At 31.7% G+C, this 25,930-nt stretch carries 27 protein-coding genes; 21 read left to right on the forward strand and 6 right to left on the reverse strand.

The window, feature by feature from the left end:
- Positions 1-110: 110 nt before the first annotated feature.
- Both czrB and KA833_RS12125 read right to left on the reverse strand, forming a co-directional pair.
- The gene (gene czrB / locus KA833_RS12120) at positions 111-1,064 is read right to left on the reverse strand and encodes a CDF family zinc efflux transporter CzrB (protein WP_070039538.1); all 954 of its coding nucleotides are present in this window, start codon (positions 1,062-1,064) and stop codon (positions 111-113) included.
- 26 nt (positions 1,065-1,090) lie between these two features.
- On the reverse strand, positions 1,091-1,390 hold the full coding sequence (locus tag KA833_RS12125) for an ArsR/SmtB family transcription factor (protein ID WP_080937829.1): 300 nt from the start codon (positions 1,388-1,390) through the stop codon (positions 1,091-1,093).
- A 147-nt stretch (positions 1,391-1,537) separates the two neighbouring features.
- On the opposite strand from KA833_RS12125, the gene KA833_RS12130 reads away from it, so the two are divergent.
- The 9 genes from KA833_RS12130 (at position 1,538) to KA833_RS12170 (ending at position 9,631) form a co-directional block, all read left to right on the forward strand.
- Entirely contained in the window at positions 1,538-2,197 is a 660-nt protein-coding gene (locus KA833_RS12130; protein WP_210128423.1) for an SDR family oxidoreductase, read from the forward strand.
- Positions 2,198-2,328: 131 nt separating this feature from the next.
- Entirely contained in the window at positions 2,329-3,027 is a 699-nt protein-coding gene (locus KA833_RS12135; RefSeq protein WP_210128424.1) for a FadR/GntR family transcriptional regulator, read from the forward strand.
- A 556-nt stretch (positions 3,028-3,583) separates the two neighbouring features.
- The gene (locus KA833_RS12140; protein ID WP_210128425.1) at positions 3,584-4,522 is read left to right on the forward strand and encodes a type I phosphomannose isomerase catalytic subunit; all 939 of its coding nucleotides are present in this window, start codon (positions 3,584-3,586) and stop codon (positions 4,520-4,522) included.
- A gap of 24 nt (positions 4,523-4,546) precedes the next feature.
- Positions 4,547-4,777, forward strand: a complete 231-nt coding sequence (locus KA833_RS12145; RefSeq protein WP_046207726.1) for a hypothetical protein — start codon at positions 4,547-4,549, stop codon at positions 4,775-4,777.
- A gap of 209 nt (positions 4,778-4,986) precedes the next feature.
- On the forward strand, positions 4,987-5,967 hold the full coding sequence (locus tag KA833_RS12150; protein ID WP_046207727.1) for a YeiH family protein: 981 nt from the start codon (positions 4,987-4,989) through the stop codon (positions 5,965-5,967).
- Between the two features lie 72 nt (positions 5,968-6,039).
- Positions 6,040-7,407 (forward strand): EVE domain-containing protein, encoded by a 1,368-nt coding sequence (locus tag KA833_RS12155; RefSeq protein ID WP_046207728.1) that lies wholly within the window; start codon positions 6,040-6,042, stop codon positions 7,405-7,407.
- Positions 7,408-7,730: 323 nt separating this feature from the next.
- Positions 7,731-8,114, forward strand: a complete 384-nt coding sequence (locus tag KA833_RS12160) for a thiol-disulfide oxidoreductase DCC family protein (RefSeq protein ID WP_070657401.1) — start codon at positions 7,731-7,733, stop codon at positions 8,112-8,114.
- Between the two features lie 23 nt (positions 8,115-8,137).
- Positions 8,138-9,001 (forward strand): ribokinase, encoded by an 864-nt coding sequence (gene rbsK / locus KA833_RS12165; RefSeq protein WP_046207730.1) that lies wholly within the window; start codon positions 8,138-8,140, stop codon positions 8,999-9,001.
- A gap of 180 nt (positions 9,002-9,181) precedes the next feature.
- On the forward strand, positions 9,182-9,631 hold the full coding sequence (locus KA833_RS12170; protein ID WP_046207731.1) for a Dps family protein: 450 nt from the start codon (positions 9,182-9,184) through the stop codon (positions 9,629-9,631).
- Positions 9,632-9,766: 135 nt separating this feature from the next.
- Here the strand turns inward: KA833_RS12170 and deoD are convergent, their stop codons facing one another.
- Positions 9,767-10,477, reverse strand: coding sequence for a purine-nucleoside phosphorylase (gene deoD, locus KA833_RS12175; protein ID WP_046207732.1), 711 nt, complete (start codon positions 10,475-10,477; stop codon positions 9,767-9,769).
- A gap of 179 nt (positions 10,478-10,656) precedes the next feature.
- On the opposite strand from deoD, the gene deoC reads away from it, so the two are divergent.
- The 4 genes from deoC (at position 10,657) to KA833_RS12195 (ending at position 14,237) form a co-directional block, all read left to right on the forward strand.
- Positions 10,657-11,319 carry a deoxyribose-phosphate aldolase gene (gene deoC / locus KA833_RS12180; RefSeq protein WP_046207733.1) on the forward strand — a complete coding sequence of 221 codons (663 nt, stop codon included), beginning with the start codon at positions 10,657-10,659 and terminating at the stop codon, positions 11,317-11,319.
- 67 nt (positions 11,320-11,386) lie between these two features.
- Complete coding sequence (locus tag KA833_RS12185) at positions 11,387-12,688, forward strand: pyrimidine-nucleoside phosphorylase (RefSeq protein ID WP_064209831.1); 1,302 nt, start codon at positions 11,387-11,389, stop codon at positions 12,686-12,688.
- A gap of 11 nt (positions 12,689-12,699) precedes the next feature.
- Entirely contained in the window at positions 12,700-13,887 is a 1,188-nt protein-coding gene (gene deoB, locus KA833_RS12190) for a phosphopentomutase (protein ID WP_070657397.1), read from the forward strand.
- The gene (locus KA833_RS12195; RefSeq protein WP_073346129.1) at positions 13,884-14,237 is read left to right on the forward strand and encodes a DoxX family protein; all 354 of its coding nucleotides are present in this window, start codon (positions 13,884-13,886) and stop codon (positions 14,235-14,237) included. The genes deoB and KA833_RS12195 overlap by 4 nt, the downstream gene beginning before the upstream one ends.
- A 793-nt stretch (positions 14,238-15,030) precedes the next feature.
- On the opposite strand, the gene KA833_RS12200 is transcribed toward KA833_RS12195, so the two are convergent.
- Entirely contained in the window at positions 15,031-15,501 is a 471-nt protein-coding gene (locus tag KA833_RS12200) for an S-ribosylhomocysteine lyase (protein ID WP_046207737.1), read from the reverse strand.
- A gap of 252 nt (positions 15,502-15,753) precedes the next feature.
- On the opposite strand from KA833_RS12200, the gene KA833_RS12205 reads away from it, so the two are divergent.
- The 3 genes from KA833_RS12205 to KA833_RS12215 all read left to right on the forward strand — a co-directional run bounded on the left by KA833_RS12205 (position 15,754) and on the right by KA833_RS12215 (position 18,958).
- Positions 15,754-16,938, forward strand: a complete 1,185-nt coding sequence (locus tag KA833_RS12205; protein WP_210128426.1) for a M20 family metallopeptidase — start codon at positions 15,754-15,756, stop codon at positions 16,936-16,938.
- Positions 16,935-18,128 (forward strand): L-aspartate--L-methionine ligase LdmS, encoded by a 1,194-nt coding sequence (gene ldmS, locus KA833_RS12210; protein WP_046207739.1) that lies wholly within the window; start codon positions 16,935-16,937, stop codon positions 18,126-18,128. Before KA833_RS12205 ends, ldmS begins: the two co-directional genes overlap by 4 nt.
- A 164-nt stretch (positions 18,129-18,292) precedes the next feature.
- A complete protein-coding gene (locus KA833_RS12215) occupies positions 18,293-18,958 on the forward strand; it encodes a DUF2750 domain-containing protein (RefSeq protein ID WP_070039528.1) in 666 nt (221 codons plus the stop codon).
- A gap of 141 nt (positions 18,959-19,099) precedes the next feature.
- Here KA833_RS12215 and coaW read toward each other — a convergent pair whose 3' ends face one another.
- Positions 19,100-19,900, reverse strand: coding sequence for a type II pantothenate kinase (gene coaW, locus KA833_RS12220; RefSeq protein ID WP_046207741.1), 801 nt, complete (start codon positions 19,898-19,900; stop codon positions 19,100-19,102).
- 91 nt (positions 19,901-19,991) lie between these two features.
- Here coaW and KA833_RS12225 point away from each other — a divergent pair, with 91 nt between their 5' ends.
- From KA833_RS12225 to KA833_RS12240, 4 genes are all read left to right on the forward strand, one after another.
- Positions 19,992-20,357, forward strand: a complete 366-nt coding sequence (locus KA833_RS12225) for a VOC family protein (protein WP_046207742.1) — start codon at positions 19,992-19,994, stop codon at positions 20,355-20,357.
- An 86-nt stretch (positions 20,358-20,443) separates the two neighbouring features.
- Positions 20,444-21,304: a GNAT family N-acetyltransferase gene (locus KA833_RS12230; RefSeq protein WP_210128427.1), complete on the forward strand. Its 861-nt coding sequence runs from the start codon at positions 20,444-20,446 to the stop codon at positions 21,302-21,304.
- A 115-nt stretch (positions 21,305-21,419) separates the two neighbouring features.
- On the forward strand, positions 21,420-21,962 hold the full coding sequence (gene rpoE, locus KA833_RS12235) for a DNA-directed RNA polymerase subunit delta (protein WP_019468279.1): 543 nt from the start codon (positions 21,420-21,422) through the stop codon (positions 21,960-21,962).
- Between the two features lie 325 nt (positions 21,963-22,287).
- Positions 22,288-23,898, forward strand: coding sequence for a CTP synthase (locus tag KA833_RS12240; protein WP_210128428.1), 1,611 nt, complete (start codon positions 22,288-22,290; stop codon positions 23,896-23,898).
- Between the two features lie 104 nt (positions 23,899-24,002).
- Here the strand turns inward: KA833_RS12240 and KA833_RS12245 are convergent, their stop codons facing one another.
- Positions 24,003-24,524, reverse strand: a complete 522-nt coding sequence (locus KA833_RS12245; protein WP_046207745.1) for a DUF2529 family protein — start codon at positions 24,522-24,524, stop codon at positions 24,003-24,005.
- A gap of 220 nt (positions 24,525-24,744) precedes the next feature.
- Here KA833_RS12245 and fdaB point away from each other — a divergent pair, with 220 nt between their 5' ends.
- A complete protein-coding gene (fdaB, locus tag KA833_RS12250) occupies positions 24,745-25,605 on the forward strand; it encodes a class IIb fructose-bisphosphate aldolase FdaB (protein ID WP_046207746.1) in 861 nt (286 codons plus the stop codon).
- The last annotated feature ends 325 nt before the right edge of the window (positions 25,606-25,930 follow it).

A 25,930-nucleotide genomic window follows, 5' to 3' on the forward strand; every position in this document is an offset into this window, starting at 1 on the left:
TGTTTTGGATTTGTTATATATTTTAAAAGAAATTTAAATAATAAAAGTGACTAGATTGATATTGCTTATTTTAAGCTTTAAAATCTAGTCACTTTTTATTTTTATTCATGTTATTTTTCTGTATAAATTGCTGAACATAAAGTATTGTTGTCATGATTATGATATTCTGTTTCAAACTGTATTGTCATATGTTGAATGTTTAAATGTGTTAGACGATGTTCGAGTAAGTTTAAAAGTTGTTCACCTTCTTCAATTGTCATGTCATTTGGTACAACTGCATGACAACTTAAAGCATTTATTTCGTTAGAAATAGTCCAAATATGACAATCATGTACATTTATTATTTGCGCTTCACTTGTAATAGCACTTATGATTTCACTCATATTGACATCGCTTGGCGTACCTTCCATCAATATATTGATGGATGATTTCGTTATCCCCCAACTACTTTTAATAATAAGTAGAGAAACGATAATACTCGCAATAGGATCTGCAAATGTCCAATTAAATGTCCAAATAAGAATAGCTGCTGTAATGGCTCCGACTGAACCTAATAAGTCACCAATAACATGGAGAAATGCACCACGCATGTTTATATTATGATCTGTATCTCCACCTTTAAACATAAAGGAAGCAACAACGATATTAACGATGAGTCCAATTACACTGATAATAAACATTTCTGTAGATTTTACAGCTACTGGATTAAAGAAACGGTCGATTGCTTCTATGATTATAAAAATACCGATAACAAATAGCGTTACGCCATTAAATAATGCAGCTAATATTTCGAAGCGTTTGTATCCAAAAGTCTTAGATTTAGTAGCGTGTTTTTCAGAATAAATAAAAGCTAATAAAGCCACACCTAATGAAATTGAATCACTGAACATGTGTAAACCATCAGATAATAGTGCTAAACTATGTGCTAAAAAACCTCCGATGATTTCAACAATCATAAATATACCAATAATTAAAAAGCTAATGAGCAAGATTTTTTTATTATTGGTATGTACATGTCCATGTGTATGATTATGTGTGTGATTGTGTTCGTGTTGTTGAGTCATATAGGTCCACACCTTTCATTATAGTTTTATAGTTTGTGATTTGCGTGATGTATTGCTTGTTTTAGTAAATCAGTTACATGTGTATCGTCAATTGAATATATCATTGACTGGCCTTCTCGGGTAGATTTGACTAGGTGGGCTTGTTTGAGTATACGTAACTGATGTGACACATTAGATTGGCCCATATTTAAAGTGTGCGCAATATGTCCTACACTGCTAGAACTTTGAGATAATAAGTGCATGATGCGTATGCGATTTGTTTCGCTTAATGCTTTGAAAATATCGGTTACATGATTTAATGTTTCAGTGTTTATTGATGCATCCACAAAATTCACCTCTATATATGAATATATTAGTATATATTCATATATTAATGCTTTCGTACTAATATGTCAACAAAAAGTGCATAATTGTTTTAAATTCTTATAAAAGTGGTAGACTTTTAGTATTAACTTAATTAAGGAGGTACCAATATGAGTATTTTAGTTATTGGCGCTAATGGTGGCGTTGGTCAACATTTAGTAGAACAATTGAAAGAAAAAGATATAGACTTTACCGCTGGAGTTAGAAAAGAATCCCAAGTTGAACAGTTAAAAGAAAAAAATATCAAAGCAACATTAATTGATGTAGAAACAGACGATATTCAAGCTTTAACTGAAAAATTCAAAGGTTTTGATCGTGTAGTATTTTCTGTTGGTTCAGGTGGTAGTACAGGCGCTGATAAAACAATTATTGTAGACTTAGATGGTGCTATTAAAGCTATTAAAGCAAGTGAGGCAAATCATGTTAAGCAATTTGTTATGGTGTCAACATATGATTCTAGAAGAGAGGCATTTGATGCTAGTGGAGACTTGAAGCCTTATACAATTGCTAAACATTATGCTGATGAATATTTAAAACAAGCATCAGTATCATATACGATTGTACATCCTGGTGTTTTATTAAATGATGATGGCACAAACAAGATTGAAGTAGGAGCCTTTTTTGAAGGCAGAGGCTCAATTCCAAGAGAAGATGTCGCTTCAGTTATCAATGAAGTTGTAACAACTGATGATTATTTAAATACTGAATTCCAAATTATTAGTGGAGATGTGGAGATGCCACAAGCTTTAGATAATTTTAAAAATAAATAATTAATAGTTACAAAGATGGGCCAATTTACAACTTATAGTAATTTGGTCCATTTTTAACTGAAATATCTATTATTTTAATAAATTTTATGAAGAAAATTTGATACAATAATAGATATCGTTTGGAGGTAACTATGAAGATTTCAAACACTAAAATTTATGAACAAGTCGCAGATACTTTATTGGAAAGCATCAAATCTGGAAATTATCAAGTCGGAGATAAAATACCATCGATACAAAAGCTCAGTAAAGAATTTGGTGTGAGTGTGGCTTCGGTAAGAGAAGCTTTGAATGCATTAAGAACGATAGGCGTATTAGAAATAAAACAAGGATATGGGACATTTGTAAAACAAATTGAACCAACTTTTTTTGAATTAGGAGATAAATTTAATTCAGTATTTCAGATAAAAGAATTGTTAGAGTTAAGAGAAATTGTTGAAAGCGCCACCGTTAAAATGGCTGCTTGTCATCGTACAGAAGCAAACTTAATTGATTTGAAAAATGCTTTGAATCGAATGGGGGAAGCGATAACAGATGGCACGTCAGGAGAAAGAGCTGATTTAGAATTCCATTTATTAATTGCTAAAGCTGGCAATAATTCTTTATTAGTTGAATTATTAAATAATATATCTGAACTCATGCAAGATTCTATGAAAGAAACAAGAAAGATATTTATTTATAGTAAACAAAAAACAATGAATAAATTGCTAGAGGAGCATGTAGTCATTTATAATGCGATTGCTAACAAAGATGATGTAGAAGCAGTTAAAGCAATGGAGTCACATTTATTAGAAGTCAAAGAAACAATATTAGCCAACTTCAAAGAAAAATAGATTTGAGAAAGCATCATGGCGATTATCTTCAAATTTATTTTAATGCTTTCCAAATTCATAAAGTCTAAGGCGAGTATAATTAAATTTCAATGAATAAAAAGCCCAAACTATAGCAGTTTGGGCTTTTATTGCAAATTTTAAATTTTGAACAGTAATCATCTGATCAAAATCATCATAATTCATTACCTTATATGTAAAAGAATCTGAGTCTTTTAAAGACTCTAGTATCATTATAATGTGAAAAATATTGACAAGGCAAGTCTTTATTTAAAAAATTTATGACAATTGAATAATTTTATTGTCAAATTCAACTGAATGTAATTGAATCACATTAATTTAACTATACGTCTATGAAACGTATTGATATAATAATTATTGATTTAAATATGAGTAAACGTTGAAGTGACAGTTTATAATGCGTTAAGATATGTGATACAATTTCAATAGTTCTGTCAAATTAATTTTAAAATGTAATATTAATAGTATAAATTTATATTTTTCTAAATTGGAAATATCAGATTAAACAATATATTAACTAAGTTTGGAGGTGTGGTGAATGCCATTATTTTTAAAACCAGTATTACATGAGAAAATTTGGGGTGGCACAAAGTTGAAATCACTCGGTTATGATTTGCCGGCTGAAAATATTGGAGAAGCATGGGGGATTTCAGCACACCCAAATGGAAAATGTGAAGTGTTGAATGGGCCTTACAAGGGGCAGACACTAGATATGGTATGGGAAAATCATCGGGAATTGTTTGGTGATTTCCCGAGCCAAGAGTTTCCATTAATGACAAAAATTGTAGATGCAAAAGAAGCATTATCAATCCATGTGCATCCTGATGACGCATACGCATATGAAAATGAGAATGGACAATATGGTAAGTCAGAATGTTGGTATATCATCGATGCAGAAGAAGACGCAGAAATCATTTATGGCGTGAATGCAGATTCGAAAGATATTGCAGTGAATCAAATCAATGAAACTGACTATGCAAATTTATTTAATAAAGTTAAGGTTAAGCCGGGAGAATTTTATTTTATACCAGCAGGAACGGTTCATTCTATAGGTGCTGGTGTACTTGTCTATGAAACAATGCAATCTTCTGATGTCACTTATCGCGTATACGATTTTGGTCGAGAGGAAATAGCACATCATAGCAGAGGATTGGATCAAGCAAAAGCAAAGGATGTCATCGAAGTTACTCAAGAAAATATTAATATAGCTACGGATACTGAAATTATTGAAAATCATAAGCGAATTCAACTTGTTTCAAATGACTTTTTTACAATGGTTAAGTGGGAAATATCTGGCACATTAAATTATATGAAACCGAGAGAATTTGTTTTAGTTTCTGTATTAAAAGGCGCTGGACAAGTCATAGTTGATGGAGACATATATGATGTAACACAAGGTCAAAATTTCATACTAACTTCAGACGATTTAGATACAATTTTTGAAGGGAATTATGAATTAATTATAAGTTATTTATAGAGAATAAAAACGGAGTGTTTTAAAATGTATAAGTATTTATATGTATCGTTAATTTGCGGTTTATTAGCTGGCGCCGGGATATTTTTAAAAATACCTATTTTCCCTTCATTTTTCTTACCTGTAATCATTGGTGCAATTGGTATAATTGCTACATTAATTACGATACCTAACAAAGAAATAAGTGGATTATTAAAACTTGGTGGTGTACTCATTAATTTAATGCCAATTATGGGTGCATTGACGATGGTTCAATAATCAATAAATTTAGTGTCTTTACTTTTGAAGTTAAAGATACTTTTTTTATAAGTAATAATCATTAGTTTTATTAATTAAATCTAATTCAGTTTGGACGAAATGGATATTAATAATTAAAATGAATCAGTTTTATAATTAAAAGATTATAAAATTTTCTTTAGCGATAAAATATTTATGGTAAAATAGAATTTAAATTGGAGGTGGGCTAAATGTCGAAATCTCGAGGCTTATTGATGACATTTATTATTGCGCTTATTGCAACCATTATGGGAAGCAAATTTCCAGTAATAGGAAGTGCAATCTTTGCCATTGTTATAGGTATTCTTTTAAATAACTTTATTGAAATTCCCAAAAAATATCGTGCCGGTATCCAATTTAGTAGTAAAAAAGTATTGCATTATAGTATTATTGTTCTCGGTTTTACGTTGAGCTTTCAATCTATAGGTTCAATTGGTTGGAAATCTCTGCCAATTATAATTATAACTTTATTAGCTGCATTTATAATCGTGTTTATTTTGATGAAAATATTTAAAATAAATGAAAATCTTAGCATCCTGATTGGGGTTGGGACATCTATCTGTGGTGGGTCTGCGATTGCTGCCACAAGCCCAGTTATCAAGGCTAAAGAAAACGAAGTAGCATTTGCTATTTCAACTATATTTTTATTCAACTTAATAGCAGTTTTTATATTCCCACCACTCGGTCATTTAATGAACATGGGTCAAACGGCTTTTGGATATTTTGGGGGTACGGCAATAAATGATACATCTAGTGTTATTGCTGCGACTTCTAATTACGGAAATAAAGCATTAGAAACTGGCGCAATTGTAAAATTAACACGGACGTTAATGATTATTCCAGTAGTATTATTTTTTACATATAGAACGATTCGTAAAGAAAAATCTAAACAAACAGGCACGTCGATCAAACAAATCTTTCCATGGTTTATAGTTTGGTTTATTATAGCCTCATTAATTAGTACAATTTTTAATTTTTCACCAACTGTTATTCATATATTTCAACAAATATCACTATTCTTAATAACGATGGCAATGGCAGGTATAGGATTAAATGTAGATTTCAGACAATTTAAACAAGCTGGTGCAAAGCCGATTTTATTAGGGCTAGTGACTTGGATAGTAGTAATAATAACAAGTTTGATATCAATGAAATTGATTAATTTATTGTAATCGTTGTTTGCGGATTAATTTTTAAATATAATGAGAAGATAGAATTTTTTATATGAGATAAGGAGTATCTAAATGGCAGAGGAAACAAATTATTTTTGGTTAAATTGCGGATATAATCGCTGGAATCATAACGAACCATTAGTGGGGCAAACAACATTATTTGAATCAGGTGCTCAATTTAATCCGTCACAAGGTTTCCGATCTTTTAAACAAGCTAAAGTAGGAGATAAAGTTGTATTTTATCAAGTACAGATGGATACTGGTTTACTAGGATTTGGTGAAATTACTAGCGTTCAAACAGGCGCACAGAATAAAATTCGTGTTCATTTTCAGTTGTTAGAACAATTGAAACCATTAACTGCTGATTACTTAAAAAGAAGTGAACAATTAGAATTTCGTATTACTAATATGAAAGAAACACTATTTAATCAAATTACAAAAGACGAATTTGACTTAATCGTGAGTTTGGGTAAAGGAGAAACGAAAATACCTAGATATTTCTTTATATCAGAGGAGCAAGAATTCGAACCCAATTCTTATAATACGTTGTTTACACACACATATAATGGTATTAAACGAAATGGATACCATTTTTATAGACAACTTGAAATTGGAGACCAACTCGTTTTTTATAATAAACATAGAGAACAATCAGTGATTGGTGTTGGTGAAGTAAGTCAACATTTACATGAAAAATCTCCAATCCCTGGTCGTACAAATAGTACAGCGATAGAGGTTTATTTTGAAAAAGAAATCGAGCCCGTAACATTAAGTACATTAAATAAACACCCAAAATTAAAAAACTTATATTATTTACAAGAAAATGCAAAACAAGCGATTGCGAGTATGTCACGTACACAATTTGATGCAATACTTGAAATGAGTGAAAACGATGGAATGAAATCTCAGTTTGAAGCAGTTAAAAGTCAAGATGTTATTGATAAAGCAGATGAGGATGTAAAACCATTTATTCTGTTAGTAGTTGATAAAGGCGAAGGTCTAAAAGCTGCAGAAAACTTGCTACAAAAGACAAATGCTAATCCAGTAATTACGGCAGGGCATCCAGATTTTACAGAGGATATGTTATATGGTAAATATTTACCAAATGAGGCGGGTGCTTTGTATTATAGAGAGGGTTTCATTACTAATCTTATGCCAAGAAATGATAAAAGTTATCTGGTTATTGATAATTTTAATCGTATAGATCCAGACATTTTTCAAACTTATATTAATGTTTTAGAAGGCTATGAAATGACATTACCAAGATATAATAGAGATGGAAGTATGGTTAAATGGTCCAGAAAAAAAGATTCATTTTATCATTTTAATCCCAATTGGCATATCGTTGGCATTACGTATGATAGCATAAATGATATAAAACAAAAATATACTGAACAGTTTTTAAAATATGCAAGAATTGTTAAGGTAAATCAAGATTAAAATCACAGTTTAAAAATAGTGAATAAGCGTCTGGGACATCATTGGTTCGTCCTGGGCGTTTTTATATTATCTGTAGAAGACTAAAGCTCAATTCAGGTAAAGTTTAATACTTTTTCTATTCTAGTCATCATTACTGTGGTGTGGTGACGAAATATTTTAAATAAAATGAGATTTCTGCCCAATTTTGTATGTGAAATAAATACTTAAGGAGACCTAATAATATATTTCATATAATGATTTATTTTTATCATTTTAGGATATAATAGAACTGTGAATAAATAATTTATATTTTATGGTTACAAATCATAAAAGGAGATGAAGGCATGCCAATAATTTATTACGATGGTAACTGCGTATACTGTTACAATTACGCAATTTGGCTTATTCAAAATGGGTTGTCTAGACGTTACCAATTTGCAAAACTTCAAGGTTCTACAGCTCAAAATATGTTTGAAAATTATCCAGAAACAAAACAACACGATAGTGTTATTTTGCAAGAAGGAGCCCAATTTAAGTATAAATCAGATGCAATAGCATCATTGATTTCATCTTTAACAAATTATAAATGGATTGGCTTATTATTATATATAACCCCTAAATGGTTAAGAGATTTTGGTTATCAACTTTTTGCAGATAATAGAAACAGAATGTGGAAAACACATTGGCACAAACCTAATGATTATGAGCAATCATTTTTTATTGACTGAATGCATAGATGGAGGAAAAGAATATGGGAAACATAGTTGTGATTGGTAGCGCATCAATTGATTTAGTGGTAAAAACAGATATTTTACCTAATGTAGGTGAAACAGTAATGGGGGAATCATTTTTCACAAATCCTGGAGGTAAAGGTGCTAACCAAGCTGTTGCGGCTGCACACTTAAGCGACCATGTTTATATGATCGGGGCTGTAGGCGATGATGATAATGGACAGCAAATACTTTCAAATCTTAAAAAAAACAATGTAAATACAAAGTATATGGATATTATTGAAAATGAAGCGTCAGGAACTGCACATATAACGTTGTTTGAAGATGATAATCGAATTGTTGTAGTGCCGGCAGCAAATAATTATGTAACGCCAGATAAAGTAATTCCAAAACTAGAATTTTTTGCTGCTGGCGATATTATTGTAATGCAACATGAAATACCTGAAGAGACTATTAAAAAAGTAGTGGAATATGCACAAAAACATGAAATGAGGGTAATGTTAAATCCTGCACCATTTCGACCATTAGATAAAGAAATAATTGAGAAAGTTAATTGGTTGACGCCAAATGAATCAGAAAGTGAACTATTATTTGAAAATGAAGTTGATAAAGCTCTTATGATGTATCCTGAAAAATTAATCGTAACTAAAGGGGCTGCGGGTGCATTGTTTTACAGTGATTCTCAACAACTTGTTAAGGGATATAAAAAAGAAGTAGTTGATACTACAGGGGCTGGAGATACGTTTAATGGTGCGCTAGCAGTTGCTCTAATTGAAAATAAGTCATTAGAGGAAGCAGTTAATTTTGCCAATTTAGCTGCTAGTTTTTCAGTTACAGGATTAGGTGCTCAAGGTGCAATGCCATACAGAAAAGAACTAGATTAAATGACTTAATTCAGGGTATAATATAAGTGGGTGATTAAGCTGCATTCTAAATTATAATAATTATAATTTAATACTGATAAACACTTTACAGATTGTAATTATTATAATATAATATTTATTGTAATCGAAAATTGATTGTCGCTTAGTTACGACAAAAAATTTAAAGGAGAGATTTTTGATATGTCAAAAAATAATGAAGAAGTTGTAAAAGTATTAAACCAACAAGTAGCAAACTGGACAGTTGCATTCACCAAATTACACAATTTTCATTGGTATGTAAAAGGACCAAATTTCTTCTCACTACACACAAAATTTGAAGAATTATATGATGAAGCAAGTCAATATATAGATGATTTAGCAGAGCGTATTTTAGCAGTAGACGGTAATCCAGTAGGTACATTAAAAGAAAGTTTAGAGTTATCAATTATAGATGAAGCAGGTAAAGGTTATACAGCAGAACAAATGGTTGAAGCATTATCAACAGATTTTGAAAATATTTCAAAACAATTAGAAGAAGCAATTGAAGTTGCTTCTAATGCCGAAGATGATGTAACTGAAGATATGTTTATCGGTATGCAAACCAATATTGATAAACATAATTGGATGTTAAAATCTTATTTAGGAAAATAATAGTTTATAGATAGACAAACAGTATTTATATTTAAAACAGTAAAAGACAGGAATCAAATTTTTCATTTGATTCCTGTCTTTTTTGTAATAGAGATAGAAATAAGAACTTACTTCATGTATGAACGTTATAAAATTTTATTCAGCAATTTCTAATGCTATTTCCATCATTTGAGTAAATGAGTTTTGACGTTCTTCTGCAGTAGTAGCTTCATCACGTAGAATATGATCACTTACAGTGAAGACGCCTAATGCCTTTTTATTAGCAAAAGTTGCATTTAAGTATAATGCAGCAGATTCCATTTCAATGCCTAAGATGCCCATACGTTGCCATTTTTCGTTAAATGTTGGATCGGCATTATAAAATGTGTCTGAAGAAAGAATATTACCAACATGCGTAGTAGCACCAATTTCATCCGCTTTTTGTTTTGCTTTTAACATTAAGTCAAAATCAGCTAAAGGCGCATAGTGACCTGGAATATTATATTGCTCTACATAGCTCGAATTTGTAGAAGCACCTTGAGCAATAATGATGTCATATAGGTTAACGTTTTCTTGTAAAGCGCCACATGATCCAATTCGAATAATTGTGTCGACATTGAAAAAATTATATAGTTCGTATGAATAAATACCAATACTTGGAATACCCATTCCAGAACCCATCACAGAAACTTCTTTTCCTTTATAAGTGCCTGTATAACCAAACATGTTTCTAACTTCATTAAATTGTTTTACATCTTCTAAATAGTTATCAGCGATATATTTAGCTCTCAAGGGATCCCCAGGCATTAAAACAGTTTTAGCAATTTTAACTCCGTTAGGTTGAATATGTGGTGTAGATTTTGTCATAGACTTCTTCTCCTTTAAATTCTTTTATCAAAATAAAGATAACATTTGTTTATTATTTTTGCGAATTTTTGTAATATAGAGGTAAAGCACTTGTTGTGATGTTATTAATTTTTTAGAAAAGTAATGACTTTCAAGAATTAGAATAATTTCATACAGTTAATATATTAGGAGGAATTAGAATGAATTATGCAAAATATATAGATCACACTTTACTAAAACCGGAGTCTACTAGAGCACAAGTAGATAAAATTCTTGATGAGGCAACAGAATACCATTTTAAGTCAGTGTGTATTAACCCTACACATGTTAAATACGCAGCTGATAAATTACAAGATACTGACGTATTAGTATGTACAGTTATTGGTTTTCCATTAGGTGCTACAAATACTGAAGTGAAAGTGTTTGAAGTAGAAGATGCTATTAAAAATGGCGCATCAGAAGTAGATATGGTTATCAATATTGGTGCCTTAAAAGACGGACGTTATGATGAAGTCCAAAAAGATATTGAAGGCGTAGTAGCAGCAGCTAATGGTAAAACGGTAAAAGTAATTATTGAAACTTGCCTTTTAACTGATGATGAAAAAGTAAAAGCTTGCGAACTCAGTAAAGCAGCAGGTGCTGACTTTGTGAAAACATCAACTGGATTTGCTGGTGGTGGTGCCACACCTGAGGATGTTAAATTAATGAAAGATACAGTCGGAGATGCATTAGAAGTTAAAGCTTCAGGTGGTGTCAGAAACTTAGAAGATTTCAATAAAATGCTAGAAGCTGGTGCTACTCGAATTGGCGCTAGTGCAGGTGTACAGATCATCCAAGGATTAGAAAGTAATTCAGATTATTAATCACTATCTTTAAGTTTAAAATGAGACATATAAAGACATAAATGTCTAACAGGGGAGGCCAACTCAAATGAGAATGGTAGATATTATTGAAAAGAAACGTGATGGTCAAGCTTTAACAAATGAAGAAATAGAATTCTTTATTAATGCTTATACCAGTGGTGAAATACCAGATTATCAAGCTTCGAGTTTAGCGATGGCAATTTTTTTCCAGGATATGAATGATCAAGAAAGAGCAGCACTTACAATGGCAATGGTTAATTCTGGTGACGTGATTGATTTATCAGCGATTAATGGGATAAAAGTTGATAAACATTCTACAGGTGGTGTTGGAGATACAACTACACTAGTATTAGCTCCATTAGTAGCTTCTGTTGGTGTTCCTGTGGCTAAGATGAGTGGTAGAGGATTAGGTCATACTGGCGGCACAATTGATAAATTAGAATCAGTTGAAGGGTTTCACGTTGAAATTAGTGAAGATAAATTTGTTGAACTTGTAAATGAAGCAAAAGTAGCTGTAATAGGACAAACTGGGAATTTAACACCGGCAGACAAAAAACTTTATGGCTTACGTGATGTGACTGGAACAGTTAATTCAATACCACTGATTGCATCTTCTATTATGAGTAAAAAAATTGCCGCTGGCGCTGATGCTATTGTATTGGATGTCAAAACAGGCAATGGTGCCTTTATGAAAACAATCGAAGATGCTGAAGCACTTGCACATGCGATGGTTAGTATTGGTAATAATGTTGGCCGAAACACGATGGCGATTATTTCAGACATGAGTCAACCATTAGGTAATGCAATAGGTAATGCCTTAGAAGTTAAAGAGGCGATTGAAACACTGAAAGGTCAAGGTCCAAAAGATTTAACTGAGTTAGTTATGACTTTAGGTTCGCAAATGGTAGTGGTTGGCGGCAAAGCTAAAGATTTAGAGGAAGCCCAAGCATTATTAGAAAAAGCAATTGAAGATGGTTCAGCATTGGAAAGTTTCCGTACATTTTTAGAAAATCAAGACGGTGATGGCTCAGTAGTTGATGATGTTAGTAAACTACCACAAGCGCGTTTTCAAATTGATTTACTTTCGCAAAAATCTGGTACAGTAACCGAAATTATTGCCAATGAAATCGGTGTTGCATCTATGATGTTAGGGGCAGGTAGACAAACTAAAGAAGATGATATTGATTTAAGTGTTGGCATTGTCCTTCACAAAAAAGTAGGAGATTCAGTTGATGAAGGCGAAGCTTTATTAACGATTCATAGTAACCGTGAGCAAATTAATGATGTTAAGGAAAAATTAAATCAAAGCATTACGATAAGTTCACACGGCGAAGTTCCTACGTTGATTCATAAAATAATTACTGAATAGGAGATGGAATGATGACTATACCATTTAAAAGGGTACATTTAATTGTCATGGATTCAGTGGGTATAGGCGAAGGGCCTGATGCAAAAGCATTTAATGATGAAGGCAGTCACACTTTGAAGCATACGCTTGAAGGTTTTGATAAATCATTACCTAATTTACAAAGGTTAGGTCTAGGTAATATCGCTGCATTACCTAATGTCGAAAAAGTGTCTAAACCAGAAGCGTTTTATACTAAGATGAGTGAAGCTTCTGTAGGTAAGGATACGATGACGGGCCATTGGGAAATTATGGGCTTAAATATTATGCAACCTTTTAAAGTTTATCCTGATGGATTTCCACAAGAATTAATCAGTGAAATTGAAACGATGACAGGTCGAAAAGTAGTTGCAAACAGACCAGCTTCTGGTACACAAATTATTGATGAGTGGGGAGAGCATCAGATGAAAACTGGAGACCTGATTGTCTATACATCAGCAGATCCAGTACTTCAAATTGCGGCACATGAAGATATTATTCCACTCGAAGAATTGTATGATATTTGTGAAAAAGTAAGAGAACTAACTAAAGATCCAAAATATTTAATTGGTCGAATCATTGCACGACCATATGTAGGTGAACCAGGTGCTTTTACAAGAACTTCTAATCGACATGATTATGCGTTAAAACCATTTGGACGAACAGTGATGAATGAGTTGAAAGAGAATCAATTTGATGTGATTGCATTAGGAAAAATCAATGACATTTATGATGGTGAAGGTGTTACTGAAGCAATTCGAACAAAAAGCAATATGGATGGCATGGATAAGCTCATAGAAACTGTACAACGTGAATTTAAGGGGTTAAGTTTCTTGAATTTAGTGGATTTTGACGCTCTGTATGGACATCGACGTGATAAAAATGGATATGCTGAGGCATTGAAAGATTTTGATGAGCGTTTACCAGAACTTATCAAACATCTTAAAGATGACGACTTAGTAATCATTACTGCAGACCACGGCAATGATCCTACGGCACCGGGGACAGATCATACAAGAGAATACATCCCAGTCTTAATGTTTAGTCCTAAAATAAAAGATTACCATGAACTATCTACGGACGATACGTTTAGTTCTATAGGTGCTACAATTGCGGATAATTTTGACGTTACATTACCAGAATTTGGTCGAAGCTATTTAAAAGAAATGGGTGTCGATAAATGAAGCGGTTATTAAGCTTGATTTTAGGCTGTGGCTTCATGATTATTGGTGTCTTACATTTTAAGCATGAGTCACGTTTTAGAAAAATTGTACCTGAATATTTACCATTTAGAAAATCGGCAGTCATTATTTCGGGTGTAGTCGAAATAATTTTTGGCTTGCTTTTAATAGTTAATAGACCTGGCCAATGTCTCAAGAAAATGATTAATATGTTTTTATTAGCAGTATTGCCTGCAAATATTTATATGGCAAGAAAAAAATTGCCACTAGGCGATAAACAACTACCGAATAGTTTGTTATACAGTCGAATCCCACTTCAATTTGTCTTAATAAAAATCGTGAACAAACTATAAAGTGAACAATCAATAGTTGCGTGACTGGATATACGTTATAAAGCGCCATGGTTAGAATGCTCTGGTTATAGACTAAACGCCAATTTCTATTAAATTAATATAGAAATTGGCGTTTTCTATGTTTTATATATTATAGTTAAGGTGTAAACTTAAAAAAACAAAACTTAAACGATAACATCATTTCTTTTAAAAATAGAGTTTTATAGCTGAGTCGAAACATGCGGACAGCCAAGGTAACCTTATAATTTGAGCGGTTGCATGTTCAAACTTTACAAAAATATATTTCTGATAAACATAAACGTTTAAAAATGGAAAAAATATAAAAAATACCATTTTTCAATTTTGTTTTAATTATCATTAGCGCATTGAGTTACTACTTTTTTACATTAAATGCCATTAATACAAAGAAATAAAGATTCCAATATGGACTTGTTTTTAAAGTATTTTAATTTGAAATTACATATAAATACGGTGTATTTTGACGAGACGCTTAAGGGAACGGAACAATCTGAAGACGACAGGCTGAAGTCGTCCTATTAAGCAAGCGAGCCAACAATAATACGCCGCAGTATTGAATAATAAAAAAGCACGCAGATGTATTAATTAAATCATCTGTGTGCTTTTTTTCTAGGTTTTATGTCTCAGATTCTTGTGTATTTTGACATTAGATGATAACGATTCAAATCAAGCAATCTTATTAAATAAATTAGAATATTGTCAGTGCTTATTCAAAAATAGTTACTTATATTTTGAATTTGATTTTTGTATCTTATTTTACAACGGTAATAAGATATTATTTGCCTTCGCCATAAATATCATGCCATTGATTCTTTTTATCTAAAAATGCTTGTGCAATTTCTTTGGCACCTTCTAATGAATGGCTAGCAGCCCAACCACATTGTACTTCATTACATGCTGGAACTTCTGTAGCAGATAATACATCTTGAAGTGTTTGTTCAATTATACTTAACACATCGTCATAATCACTATGATTGATAAAAGATACGTAAAAACCAGTTTGACAACCCATTGGACTTATATCAACAACTTTATCTGAATGATTTCTAATATTTTCAGCCATTAAATGTTCAAGTGAGTGCAAACCAGGCATTTCCATATGTTCTTTGTTTGGTTGTTTAAAACGAATGTCATATTTATGGATAACATCTCCATTAGCACCTTCCATTTTACCTGCAAGTCGAACAAATGGTGCTACTACTTTGGTATGATCTAAATTAAAACTTTCAACGTTCATTTTTGGCATGTGATGTCCTCCTAAAATAATAATTATCATAATTGTAACAAGACGTAACGCTATTTACAATTTCTATAAATTTAAAAAAACACAACTAAATATCATTTTTTAAAATTTCAGAAAAATAATGACAGAATTTATCAAAACGGATAGAATAAGTAATAATAAAAATGTATTTTGCACATTTAGTATTAAACATGCTTTATTTATAAGTTTTATAATACGTGTGAAATGTTGTAGTACAAGGGAGTTGTATTGAAAATGACACATGAACAAATCATATTAGATTATATAGAAAATGAAAAATTAACATACATAGAATTGAGTCACCTTATTCATCAAAGACCTGAATTAGGTAATGAAGAAATATTTGCTTCAAGAACGTTAATTGAAGATTTAGAGAAGCATGGGTTTGATGTTGAAACAAATATTGCAGGTTATGCTACAGGCTTTATTGCGCGTTATGATTCAGACATCGATGGACCAACTATTGGTTTTTTAGCAGAATATGATGCTTTACCAGGCTTAGGACATGCTTGTGGACACAATATTATAGGTACGGCAAGTACATTTGCTGGTATAGCTTTGAAGCAAGTGATTGAACAAACAGGTGGAAAAGTAGTAATACTTGGTTGTCCAGCCGAAGAGGGTGGTGTCAATGGTAGCGCAAAAGCTGCTTACGTTAAAGAAGGTATTGTAGATGAAATGGATGTTGCTTTAATGGTACATCCCGGAAATGAAACTTACAAAACAATTAACACATTAGCGGTAGATGTTTTAGACATTAAATTTTATGGTAAAAGTACACATGCGTCTGAGAATGCTGAAGAAGCAAGAAATGCTTTAGATGCAATGATTACATATTTTAATGGTGTGGCTCAGCTAAGACAGCATATCAAAAAAAGTCAAAAAGTTCATGGTGTTATATTAGATGGTGGAAAAGCTGCTAATATTATCCCAGACTACACACATGCGCGCTTTTATACACGTGCAACATCTCGTAAAGAATTGGATATTTTAACTGATAGAGTAGGGCAAATTGCAAAAGGAGCCGCGATTCAAACGGGATGTGACTATGAATTTGGTCCCATACAAAATGGTGTTAATGAATTTATTAAAACACCCAAATTAGATGATTTATTTGCAAAATATGCTATGAAAATGGGAGAGGCAGTGATAGATGATGATTTTGGTTTTGGCTCGACAGATACGGGTAATGTAAGTCACGTTGTACCAACGATTCATCCTCATATTAAAATAGGTTCTAGAAATTTAGTGGGACATACACATCGTTTTCGAGAGGCGGCAGGAAGTGCCCATGGAGATCAAGCTTTAATAAGAGGTGCTAAAATCCTTGCATTAATGGGATTAGAATTAATAGAAAATCAAGCAGAACTTAATGAAATAGTTGAACAGCACCAATATATAAAGGGGAACAAAAAATGAAAAAACTAAGTACTCAACACCCTAAATTAACACTTAGTGATTTATACAATGATGATGTCGTATATACTTCTAGACCATCTTATATTTCCAATCCATGGTTAGAACCAGAGGAACATCAATCTAATTTTTTGACTGGTAGGGAATTGATTATAGCTGATCAAATGCCTGTTATTGTGCATCAAGCAAGTGTCACAAAGAAATTGGAAATGTTATTGGAATTGATTGGCAAACCAATGCCTACCAATATCTATACTTTTTATGATCAAACTTCGTACGAAAAAACAATAAAAAAACTTGCCAAACAAGACAATAAACGCATTTATTTTCAATATATTCATAGTGAATCTATTTTAGAAAAAGAATATTACGCAATGGATAAAGATATTTTTGTTGCATTAAATAATAAAGCACGCATTCCAGAATGGACGAATCAAAAATATTTACCTGCACGTGAAGTGGTAAAAGTAGAAGCGTTTGAAGATGCGATTACAAACTGGACGTTTCCTTTTGTCTTGAAGCCTGGTGATGACTTACCAACTGCAGGCGGTTATGGCGTGATGATATGTTATGACGATGAGGACTTGATTAAAGCAAAATCACGTATTGAACAAGCAAAAGATGAGACTGACACAATTATTATCGAACAAAAAATTCAGGAAATAGCTAATTATTGCGTGCAATTTGCATGTGAAAAAGAAGGGGATATTCACTATATAGGTACATCAGAGCAAATTACAGACAAATATGGACATTATAGTGGTAATCAAAATGTACATGATGTGCCTGAATCAGTCATTCAAGCAGGCAAAGAAATCATGGAAATAGGTGTGTCGAAAGGTTATTTTGGCATTGCGGGTTTTGATTTACTTATAGATGAGCACGGTGATATATTTGCGATTGATTTAAATTTTAGACAAAATGGCTCAACAAGCATGCTTTTATTAGATCCATTAATTCAGTCTGGATATCAAAAGTTTTATAGTTATATTGCACCTCATGATAATGAACATTTCTTTCAAACAATTATAAAATATGTTCGTAAGGGTTGCTTGTTTCCGCTATCATATTATGATGGTGATTGGTATAATAATGAAAACGTTCCTTCAAGATTTGCATGTATTTGGCATGGACAGTCTCAAGAACAAGTGGATAAACTAGAACAACAATTTTTAAAAGAATTAAAAATATAATCAGTAATATAGGAAAAATTCAGTTAATAGGATTTGTTAACTTAGTTTATTGTTTAGATATATTAAAATTTTAATATTTATTGTATGACGTTAATTGACTATAGTATTATACTCATTTATATTTTAAATATAGTTAAATATTTTAATGAATTGAAGGTGTGATTATGTCTTATAAAGCAAGTTCATTTTTTCAAGATATTCTGGTAAATGAATATTTTTATATAGCAACAAAGTCAAAACAACTAATTAGACATGAAATTTTAGGGAAAGATGTCATTTGTGTTTGGACTCAAAAAGAAACAGCTGAAACATTCTTAAATAAACATGACACCGATTATGATAAGATTAAAAAAATTGATATTGATCGTTTCGTAACATATGAAATGGATGATGTGTTTGCAGAAGGTGAAGAAGTGTTGATGAATGCTTCATCTCAGACAGATGGTGATTTAGTAAATATTATTGATTTTACAAATGAATTGATGTCAGATTTAGATGAAATTCGTCTCAAAGAATTTGTTATTGATGTAGCAGAAGAAGATGCTGTATTTGGTTTAACTAATAAAGATGCCAAACAATTCATTATGATTAGTGATGATGAGCATCAAAAACCACATATTATGCCGGTGTGGAGTATTAGAAATAGGGCAGAAAAAGTAAGAAATGAAGATTTTGAAGAATGCGATATTATTGAAATAGAGGGTGAAGTCTTCGCAGAATGGTTAGATACTTTAAGAGATGATGACAAAGCAGTAGCGATTGATTTGAAATCAGGCGTTGTAGGTACCGTAGTCTCAGCTCAGAAAGTATTAGATCAATTACCGTTTTAATATCATTGAATACAAGCACTGTTGGAAGTAATTATTCCGTTTGAATGAATAGTGATATTCAAACGGAATAATTACGTTCATTTTTTACCGTGACATAAGTAAAGAAAAAACAATTCTTTACATTTATGTCATGGTATTTTTTTAACTTAAATGAATTGCGCCTAGTGCACCGGAAAAGGCACCGTGTTCAATATAAAATGGTTTAAAACCACGTAATACCGTATAATCTTTAACAACTTCTTTAAGTAAATGATTATTGTGGAACGAAGAACCGATATAAGCTACGTTTTCTGTACCATATTCTCTCGCTACTGTAATAGACATCGTAGTAATGACTTCTCCCACTACACCAATCAATGAAGCTAATTTGTCAGAATCTGAAAAATCCTTGTCTAAATTATGCAACACATGACCGAAATTAGCAGCAGTTAAATCTCCTGAAATAGGAGGTTCACTATCTTTATAGATATGTTTTACTTTTAAATCAATAAATTCGCGATCTCCTTTTTGGGCAGTATCTGTCAATTGTTTGTAATCTTTTAATCCAGTTAATAAATAACCCAAGCCTTGTATCATACCACCGCCTGTACCGACACCACCAACACGTTGTTGTTCTTTGCCATTTGAATAATGCAATGATGTTCCAGTACCAACATTAGTAAAAATATAATTATCTAAATGATGACCTTGTTCTTCTAACAAGAGTTCTAAACCTTTTGCAGCAGCATCAAACTCTACAAAAATACGAGATTCACAATTTAAACTATTTTGAATTGTCCCAGCTTGCCCCCCTGTTAAACTAATACTTTCACAAGATTGTTGTTCCAACCATTCAATGACGTCATTTATTTCAGTAGTTAATTTTGTAGTATATTGTCGTTTACCATTATCATCTTGAACAATTTTTATAAGTGTTCCGCCGGCATCAATGCCTATTTTCATCTGTGTACCTCCTAAAAAATTTACATTATAACTTATATTATAATAAAATGAGGTAAAATCAAATATAGAAAATTAGAAAGGAATGGTTTTAATGAAATTAAGCCCTTTTATTAAAGTAGATGATGTAGAACAAGCATTAACATTTTATAAAAATGCGTTTGGTGGTAGCGAAAAAATATTAAACGAAACAAACGGTAAAACTTTACACGCGGAGCTCCATATTAATGAAACAGTTGTATTACATATTTCCAGCACATATGGACGGGAATGGAGCAATGACAACACAAATATAATTTTAACTTTCGACGATTTGGAAACTCAAAAACAAGTATATGATAAATTAAGCGAAGCGGGAGACGCACATATGCCTCTGTCTAAAACATTTTTTAATGCGATGCATGGACAAGTGAAAGATCAATTTGAAGTCAACTGGCTCATGAATTGTTTCTTAGACTAATAAGACAAAATGTTCAACTTTCGATTATATTAGTGTAAAAGTGGTATTAATAACTAATAAAAGTTAAACACAATAGGGGATATAATATGTTTATTAAAGAAACGTTTGAAAATATTACAATACAAGTTTTTGAAGAAAAATATAAATCAGCTGTTTGTCATTTTAAATTAAGTGAGCGCCAACAGATATATTCTTCATTGCCAAAAGATGTGCTTAGTGATGCGTTGAAGGATAACGACCGAGTAGCTAATATTGCTTTGAATGATGAAGGAGAAGTAGTAGGTTTTTTTGTCTTACATCAATATTATCAACATGAAGGCTACGATACACCTAAACAAGTTATATATGTTCGTTCTTTATCTGTAAACGAAGATTTTCAAGGGTTTGGGTATGGTACAAAAATGATGATGTATTTGCCACAATATGTTCAAAAGCTATTTCCAAATTTTAATCATTTATACTTAGTTGTAGATGCGGAAAATAAAGGTGCATGGAATGTATATGAACGTGCAGGTTTTATGCATGCTGCCACAAAAGAAGAAGGCCCGATTGGCAAAGAACGTCTATATTATTTAGATTTAGATTCTAAACATGTATCTTCTTTAAAGCTAACAGCAAATGGAGATACATCACCTTATGATGTGCATATTATTGATATGATGAAAGACGATAATAAGGTAGGTTTTATAGCAATTGAGCAACATGAACAGCGTATGAATATTAATTCAATTGAAGTTGATAAAGTAGAGAGACATAACGGTATAGCGGAAAGTGCATTGAGACAATTACCTACATATATTCGAAAACATTTTGAAGGTATAAAACTAATAACGATTACACTTTATGGGGAAAATAATGAATTAAAACCACTATGTATAAACAGTAATTTTGTTGAAATTGAAAAGGCAGAAGATTTTTCTGTTTTTGAAAAATATATTAATTATTAATAGTGTTTGCGAAATCAGGGATTGTCATTTATAATTTACTTTTGTTATTATTACTTAAGATGAATAGTACTGATTTGGATAAATGCATAAATGCCTCTGAAAGGAAGAATAAATAATGAGAATTCAAGATTACACTAAAGAAATGGTTGACGAGAAATCATTTATTGATATGGCCTACACATTATTACTTGAAAAAGGCGATACAATGAACTTATATGATATTATTGACGAATTTAAAGCTTTAGGTCATTACGAAGACCACGAAATTGAAAATAGAATTGTTCAATTCTATACAGACTTAAACACAGATGGTCGTTTCCTAAATGTTGGAGAAAACATATGGGGCTTACGTGATTGGTATTCAGTTGCCGATATTGAAGAAAAAATAGCACCAACTATCCAAAAATTCGACATTTTAGACGATGACGATGAAGAAGATAAAACATTAAAATTACTTGGTGAAGATGAGGCAGACGACGATGATGACATCCCAGCAGTCACTGATGACCAAGAGACAATCGAAGAACCTGATGAAGAAGAAGTTGACGAAGAGATTCCTGAAAATGAAATCGTTATTGATGAAGACGATGACGAAGATGAAGATTTAGAAGAAGACGAAGATGAATATGATGAAGAGGAAGAAGACGAAGAAAATTAATCAATAATCTATCAATATTCATTTGACTTTTTCTGCGAAAATGATAAAATTTTATTCGGGCTCCTTTAATTAGGACGACGTGTATAAATGTTATACGCTCCCCCTTGCAAATGCTGTGAGAGGGAGCGATTTTTTTATTTAAATGACTATACAAATTTTATAAAATTTTAATTTATGACGTTATTTTTAGTGAATATAATGACATTTAAAAATTATAACGCTTAGACGTTTACATAAATTATAACTATTTCAATGATTAATGAAACATGCCATAAATTTTTGTTGGTATTGTGGGAATGACTGTTTTAATAATAGGAGGCAGAAAATGACAAAATTTATTTTTGTAACTGGTGGAGTTGTATCTTCACTAGGTAAAGGTATCACAGCAGCATCTTTAGGACGTTTATTAAAAGATAGAGGATTAAAAGTTACAATACAAAAATTTGATCCCTATTTAAATGTTGACCCAGGTACAATGAGTCCATACCAACACGGTGAAGTATTTGTTACTGATGATGGTGCGGAAACAGATTTAGACTTAGGACATTATGAAAGATTTATTGACATTAATCTAAATAAGTATTCAAATGTTACTGCTGGTAAAGTTTATTCACATGTTTTGAAAAAAGAACGCCGTGGGGATTATCTTGGTGGTACAGTTCAAGTAATTCCTCATATTACAAATGAAATTAAAGAACGTTTACTTTTAGCAGGAGAAAGTACGAATGCTGATGTAGTTATTACTGAAATTGGCGGTACTACTGGAGATATTGAATCATTACCATTTATAGAAGCGATTAGACAAATTCGTAGTGACTTGGGTCGTGAAAATGTCATGTACGTACATTGTACACTTTTACCATTTATAAAAGCTGCCGGTGAAATGAAAACAAAACCCACACAACATAGTGTTAAAGAACTTCGTGGGTTGGGTATTCAACCAGACTTAATCGTAGTACGTACAGAATATGAATTAACACAAGATTTAAAAGATAAAATTGCTTTATTCTGTGATATTAACAAAGAAAGTGTCATTGAATGTCGCGATGCAGATTCACTTTATGAAATTCCATTACAATTAAGTAAACAGGACATGGATGATATTGTAATTCAACGCTTAGAACTTAACGCTAAGTATGATACTCAGTTAGACGAATGGCAGTATTTACTAGATACAGTAAACAGTTTAGATGGCAAAATAACTATCGGCTTAGTTGGTAAATATGTAAGTCTTCAAGATGCTTATTTATCAGTAGTTGAATCGTTAAAACATGCAGGTTATCCATTTAAAAAGGATATTGAAGTTAAGTGGATAGATTCTAGTGAGGTAACTGATGAAAATGTACATGATATACTGAATGATGTTGATGGCATTTTAGTTCCTGGTGGATTTGGATTCAGAGCAAGTGAAGGAAAAATATCCGCTATCAAATACGCGAGAGAGAATAATGTACCATATTTCGGTATCTGTTTAGGAATGCAACTTGCTACAGTAGAGTTTGCAAGAAATGTACTTGGCTTAGAAAATGCACACTCTGCAGAATTAGATCCCTCAACGCCACATCCGATCATTGACCTATTGCCTGAACAGAAAGACATTGAAGATTTAGGTGGTACGTTAAGATTAGGGCTGTACCCATGTCATATTAAAGAAGGAACTTTAGCGCATAAAATCTATGACGCAGTAAATATAGAAGAAAGACATCGTCATCGTTATGAGTTCAATAATGAATATAGAGATCAGCTAGAAGAAAAAGGTATGATTTTCTCTGGAACTAGTCCAGACGGTAGATTGATTGAAATGGTAGAAATTCCTGAAAATGATTTCTTCGTTGCATGTCAATTTCATCCAGAATTCTTATCTAGACCTAATCGACCACAACCTATATTCAAAGCATTTATAGAAGCATCATTGAATCATCAACAAACAAAGTAAATATTGATTAAAAAGGCTGAAACGATGACATTCGTTTCAGCCTTTTTAAAGTTAGTTTGTTTATTAAATTAGATGAGATATGAAGAATAATAGTGATTTAGATGTTAAAGATTTAAATCTCTAACCATTTCAACCATTTGTGTATATATATCATAATAAATGTAGTTGAATGCAATTGGATGTGGTATAACAATTTTATCGTAATCTTCGGTATACACAATAGGTCTTGGTGTACTTAGATTAACAAAATGAAATAAATGATCTGGAAAATTTCCTGTTTTTGGTTTATTACAAATTAAGACAAAGTCTACATCATTTGCAATTAATGACTTAACATCATTTTCAACATTCTCAGTATAGTAAGGGGAAAAAAGAAACACTCTATCTGTTGTGTCAATATCTTCGAATGTATTAAGTGAGGATAATGCAACACTAGATTCTAACTTTTCATTACTATTTAAAATATAATTTTCAAAAAAATTCAAGTCCCCATAACCTTTAACAAACACATTACCTTCTCCACCTATTGCTTGAATTAAGCATTGAGCTGCCATTTGAATATCTAAATCTTGTGCTTCAATTCGATTGAAAACACCATTTAATTGTGTGTTTAAAATTTTAGACATATATGTACCTCCGATCTATTCACTCAACTTATTTTAAATAATGATAGAAAATATTGCAATTTTATATAAAAATATGAATGCTAAAGACTGATTTAAATGGAATAAATTAAAAAAATAAATTAAAAACGCTTACAAATGAATAGAAGAATGCAAATTGTTTGGGATTTTGATATAATTAAATTGTAAAAATATGTGCTCAATGCACTAAGGAGGAACTTTCATGCCTTTAGTTTCAATGAAAGAAATGTTAATCGATGCAAAAGAAAATGGTTATGCGGTTGGCCAATACAACTTAAATAACTTAGAATTTACACAAGCGATATTGGAAGCTTCACAAGAAGAAAATGCTCCAGTTATTTTAGGAGTTTCTGAAGGTGCAGCACGTTATATGGGCGGATTCTATACAGTAGTTAAAATGGTAGAAGGATTAATGCACGATAAAGAAATTTCGATTCCAGTTGCAATTCACTTAGACCATGGTTCAAGTTTTGATAAATGTAAAGAAGCTATCGATGCTGGATTTACATCAGTTATGATTGATGCTTCTCATGAGTCATTTGAAGATAACGTAGCAATTACATCAAAAGTAGTTGAATATGCTCACGAACATGGTGTATCGGTAGAAGCTGAATTAGGTACAGTAGGTGGACAAGAAGACGATGTTGTTGCTGAAGGTGTTATTTATGCAGATCCTAAAGAATGTCAAGAGCTTGTTGAAAGAACAGGTATTGATACTTTAGCACCAGCGTTAGGTTCAGTTCACGGACCGTATAAAGGTGAACCAAAATTAGGATTTAAAGAAATGGAAGAAATTGGTGCTTCAACTGGCTTACCATTAGTATTACATGGTGGAACTGGTATCCCAACTAAAGATATTCAAAAAGCGATTCCATTTGGCACTGCAAAAATCAATGTTAATACAGAAAATCAAATTGCTTCTGCAAAAGCAGTACGTGAAGCTTTAGACAATGATAAAGAAATGTATGATCCTCGTAAGTATTTAGGACCAGCACGTGAAGCGATTAAAACAACAGTAGTGGGTAAAATTAAAGAGTTTGGTACATCAAATAGAGCTAAATAATCTGCCTATAATAGAAAGATGCATATTTTAAAGTAATCTTGATGATTCAATCGGTAAGGCTGTGACAATTTTTAATGTCGCAGTCTTATTTTTTTATGTTATAATCTATGAGCGTTAAAATTAAGCAAATTGAAATATCAACATAAATTTTAAACAGAAATAAGATAAATAAGATTTGAACCCTATTAAATCGGGAATAAAAATATCATTATAGTATACATAAAAGTGAAGCAATACATAATTTAAAATTAAAAAAGTTTTGTTTCATTGGTGTGTTTTGCAAACTTCATTTTTTTACTTTATAATGCAAATAATGTAATTAAAT

Source organism: Staphylococcus sp. GDY8P67P (assembly GCF_017892545.1).
Lineage (GTDB): Bacteria > Bacillota > Bacilli > Staphylococcales > Staphylococcaceae > Staphylococcus > Staphylococcus ureilyticus.

What these genes read in the sequence shown, in the direction of transcription:
- czrB (WP_070039538.1), bottom strand. Translation starts at nt 1,064, where the DNA reads ATGACTCAACAACACGAACACAATCACACACATAATCATACACATGGA.
- KA833_RS12130 (WP_210128423.1), top strand. Translation starts at nt 1,538, where the DNA reads ATGAGTATTTTAGTTATTGGCGCTAATGGTGGCGTTGGTCAACATTTA.
- KA833_RS12135 (WP_210128424.1), top strand. Translation starts at nt 2,329, where the DNA reads ATGAAGATTTCAAACACTAAAATTTATGAACAAGTCGCAGATACTTTA.
- KA833_RS12140 (WP_210128425.1), top strand. Translation starts at nt 3,584, where the DNA reads ATGCCATTATTTTTAAAACCAGTATTACATGAGAAAATTTGGGGTGGC.
- KA833_RS12145 (WP_046207726.1), top strand. Translation starts at nt 4,547, where the DNA reads ATGTATAAGTATTTATATGTATCGTTAATTTGCGGTTTATTAGCTGGC.
- KA833_RS12150 (WP_046207727.1), top strand. Translation starts at nt 4,987, where the DNA reads ATGTCGAAATCTCGAGGCTTATTGATGACATTTATTATTGCGCTTATT.
- KA833_RS12155 (WP_046207728.1), top strand. Translation starts at nt 6,040, where the DNA reads ATGGCAGAGGAAACAAATTATTTTTGGTTAAATTGCGGATATAATCGC.
- KA833_RS12160 (WP_070657401.1), top strand. Translation starts at nt 7,731, where the DNA reads ATGCCAATAATTTATTACGATGGTAACTGCGTATACTGTTACAATTAC.
- rbsK (WP_046207730.1), top strand. Translation starts at nt 8,138, where the DNA reads ATGGGAAACATAGTTGTGATTGGTAGCGCATCAATTGATTTAGTGGTA.
- KA833_RS12170 (WP_046207731.1), top strand. Translation starts at nt 9,182, where the DNA reads ATGTCAAAAAATAATGAAGAAGTTGTAAAAGTATTAAACCAACAAGTA.
- deoD (WP_046207732.1), bottom strand. Translation starts at nt 10,477, where the DNA reads ATGACAAAATCTACACCACATATTCAACCTAACGGAGTTAAAATTGCT.
- deoC (WP_046207733.1), top strand. Translation starts at nt 10,657, where the DNA reads ATGAATTATGCAAAATATATAGATCACACTTTACTAAAACCGGAGTCT.
- KA833_RS12185 (WP_064209831.1), top strand. Translation starts at nt 11,387, where the DNA reads ATGAGAATGGTAGATATTATTGAAAAGAAACGTGATGGTCAAGCTTTA.
- deoB (WP_070657397.1), top strand. Translation starts at nt 12,700, where the DNA reads ATGACTATACCATTTAAAAGGGTACATTTAATTGTCATGGATTCAGTG.
- KA833_RS12195 (WP_073346129.1), top strand. Translation starts at nt 13,884, where the DNA reads ATGAAGCGGTTATTAAGCTTGATTTTAGGCTGTGGCTTCATGATTATT.
- KA833_RS12200 (WP_046207737.1), bottom strand. Translation starts at nt 15,501, where the DNA reads ATGCCAAAAATGAACGTTGAAAGTTTTAATTTAGATCATACCAAAGTA.
- KA833_RS12205 (WP_210128426.1), top strand. Translation starts at nt 15,754, where the DNA reads ATGACACATGAACAAATCATATTAGATTATATAGAAAATGAAAAATTA.
- ldmS (WP_046207739.1), top strand. Translation starts at nt 16,935, where the DNA reads ATGAAAAAACTAAGTACTCAACACCCTAAATTAACACTTAGTGATTTA.
- KA833_RS12215 (WP_070039528.1), top strand. Translation starts at nt 18,293, where the DNA reads ATGTCTTATAAAGCAAGTTCATTTTTTCAAGATATTCTGGTAAATGAA.
- coaW (WP_046207741.1), bottom strand. Translation starts at nt 19,900, where the DNA reads ATGAAAATAGGCATTGATGCCGGCGGAACACTTATAAAAATTGTTCAA.
- KA833_RS12225 (WP_046207742.1), top strand. Translation starts at nt 19,992, where the DNA reads ATGAAATTAAGCCCTTTTATTAAAGTAGATGATGTAGAACAAGCATTA.
- KA833_RS12230 (WP_210128427.1), top strand. Translation starts at nt 20,444, where the DNA reads ATGTTTATTAAAGAAACGTTTGAAAATATTACAATACAAGTTTTTGAA.
- rpoE (WP_019468279.1), top strand. Translation starts at nt 21,420, where the DNA reads ATGAGAATTCAAGATTACACTAAAGAAATGGTTGACGAGAAATCATTT.
- KA833_RS12240 (WP_210128428.1), top strand. Translation starts at nt 22,288, where the DNA reads ATGACAAAATTTATTTTTGTAACTGGTGGAGTTGTATCTTCACTAGGT.
- KA833_RS12245 (WP_046207745.1), bottom strand. Translation starts at nt 24,524, where the DNA reads ATGTCTAAAATTTTAAACACACAATTAAATGGTGTTTTCAATCGAATT.
- fdaB (WP_046207746.1), top strand. Translation starts at nt 24,745, where the DNA reads ATGCCTTTAGTTTCAATGAAAGAAATGTTAATCGATGCAAAAGAAAAT.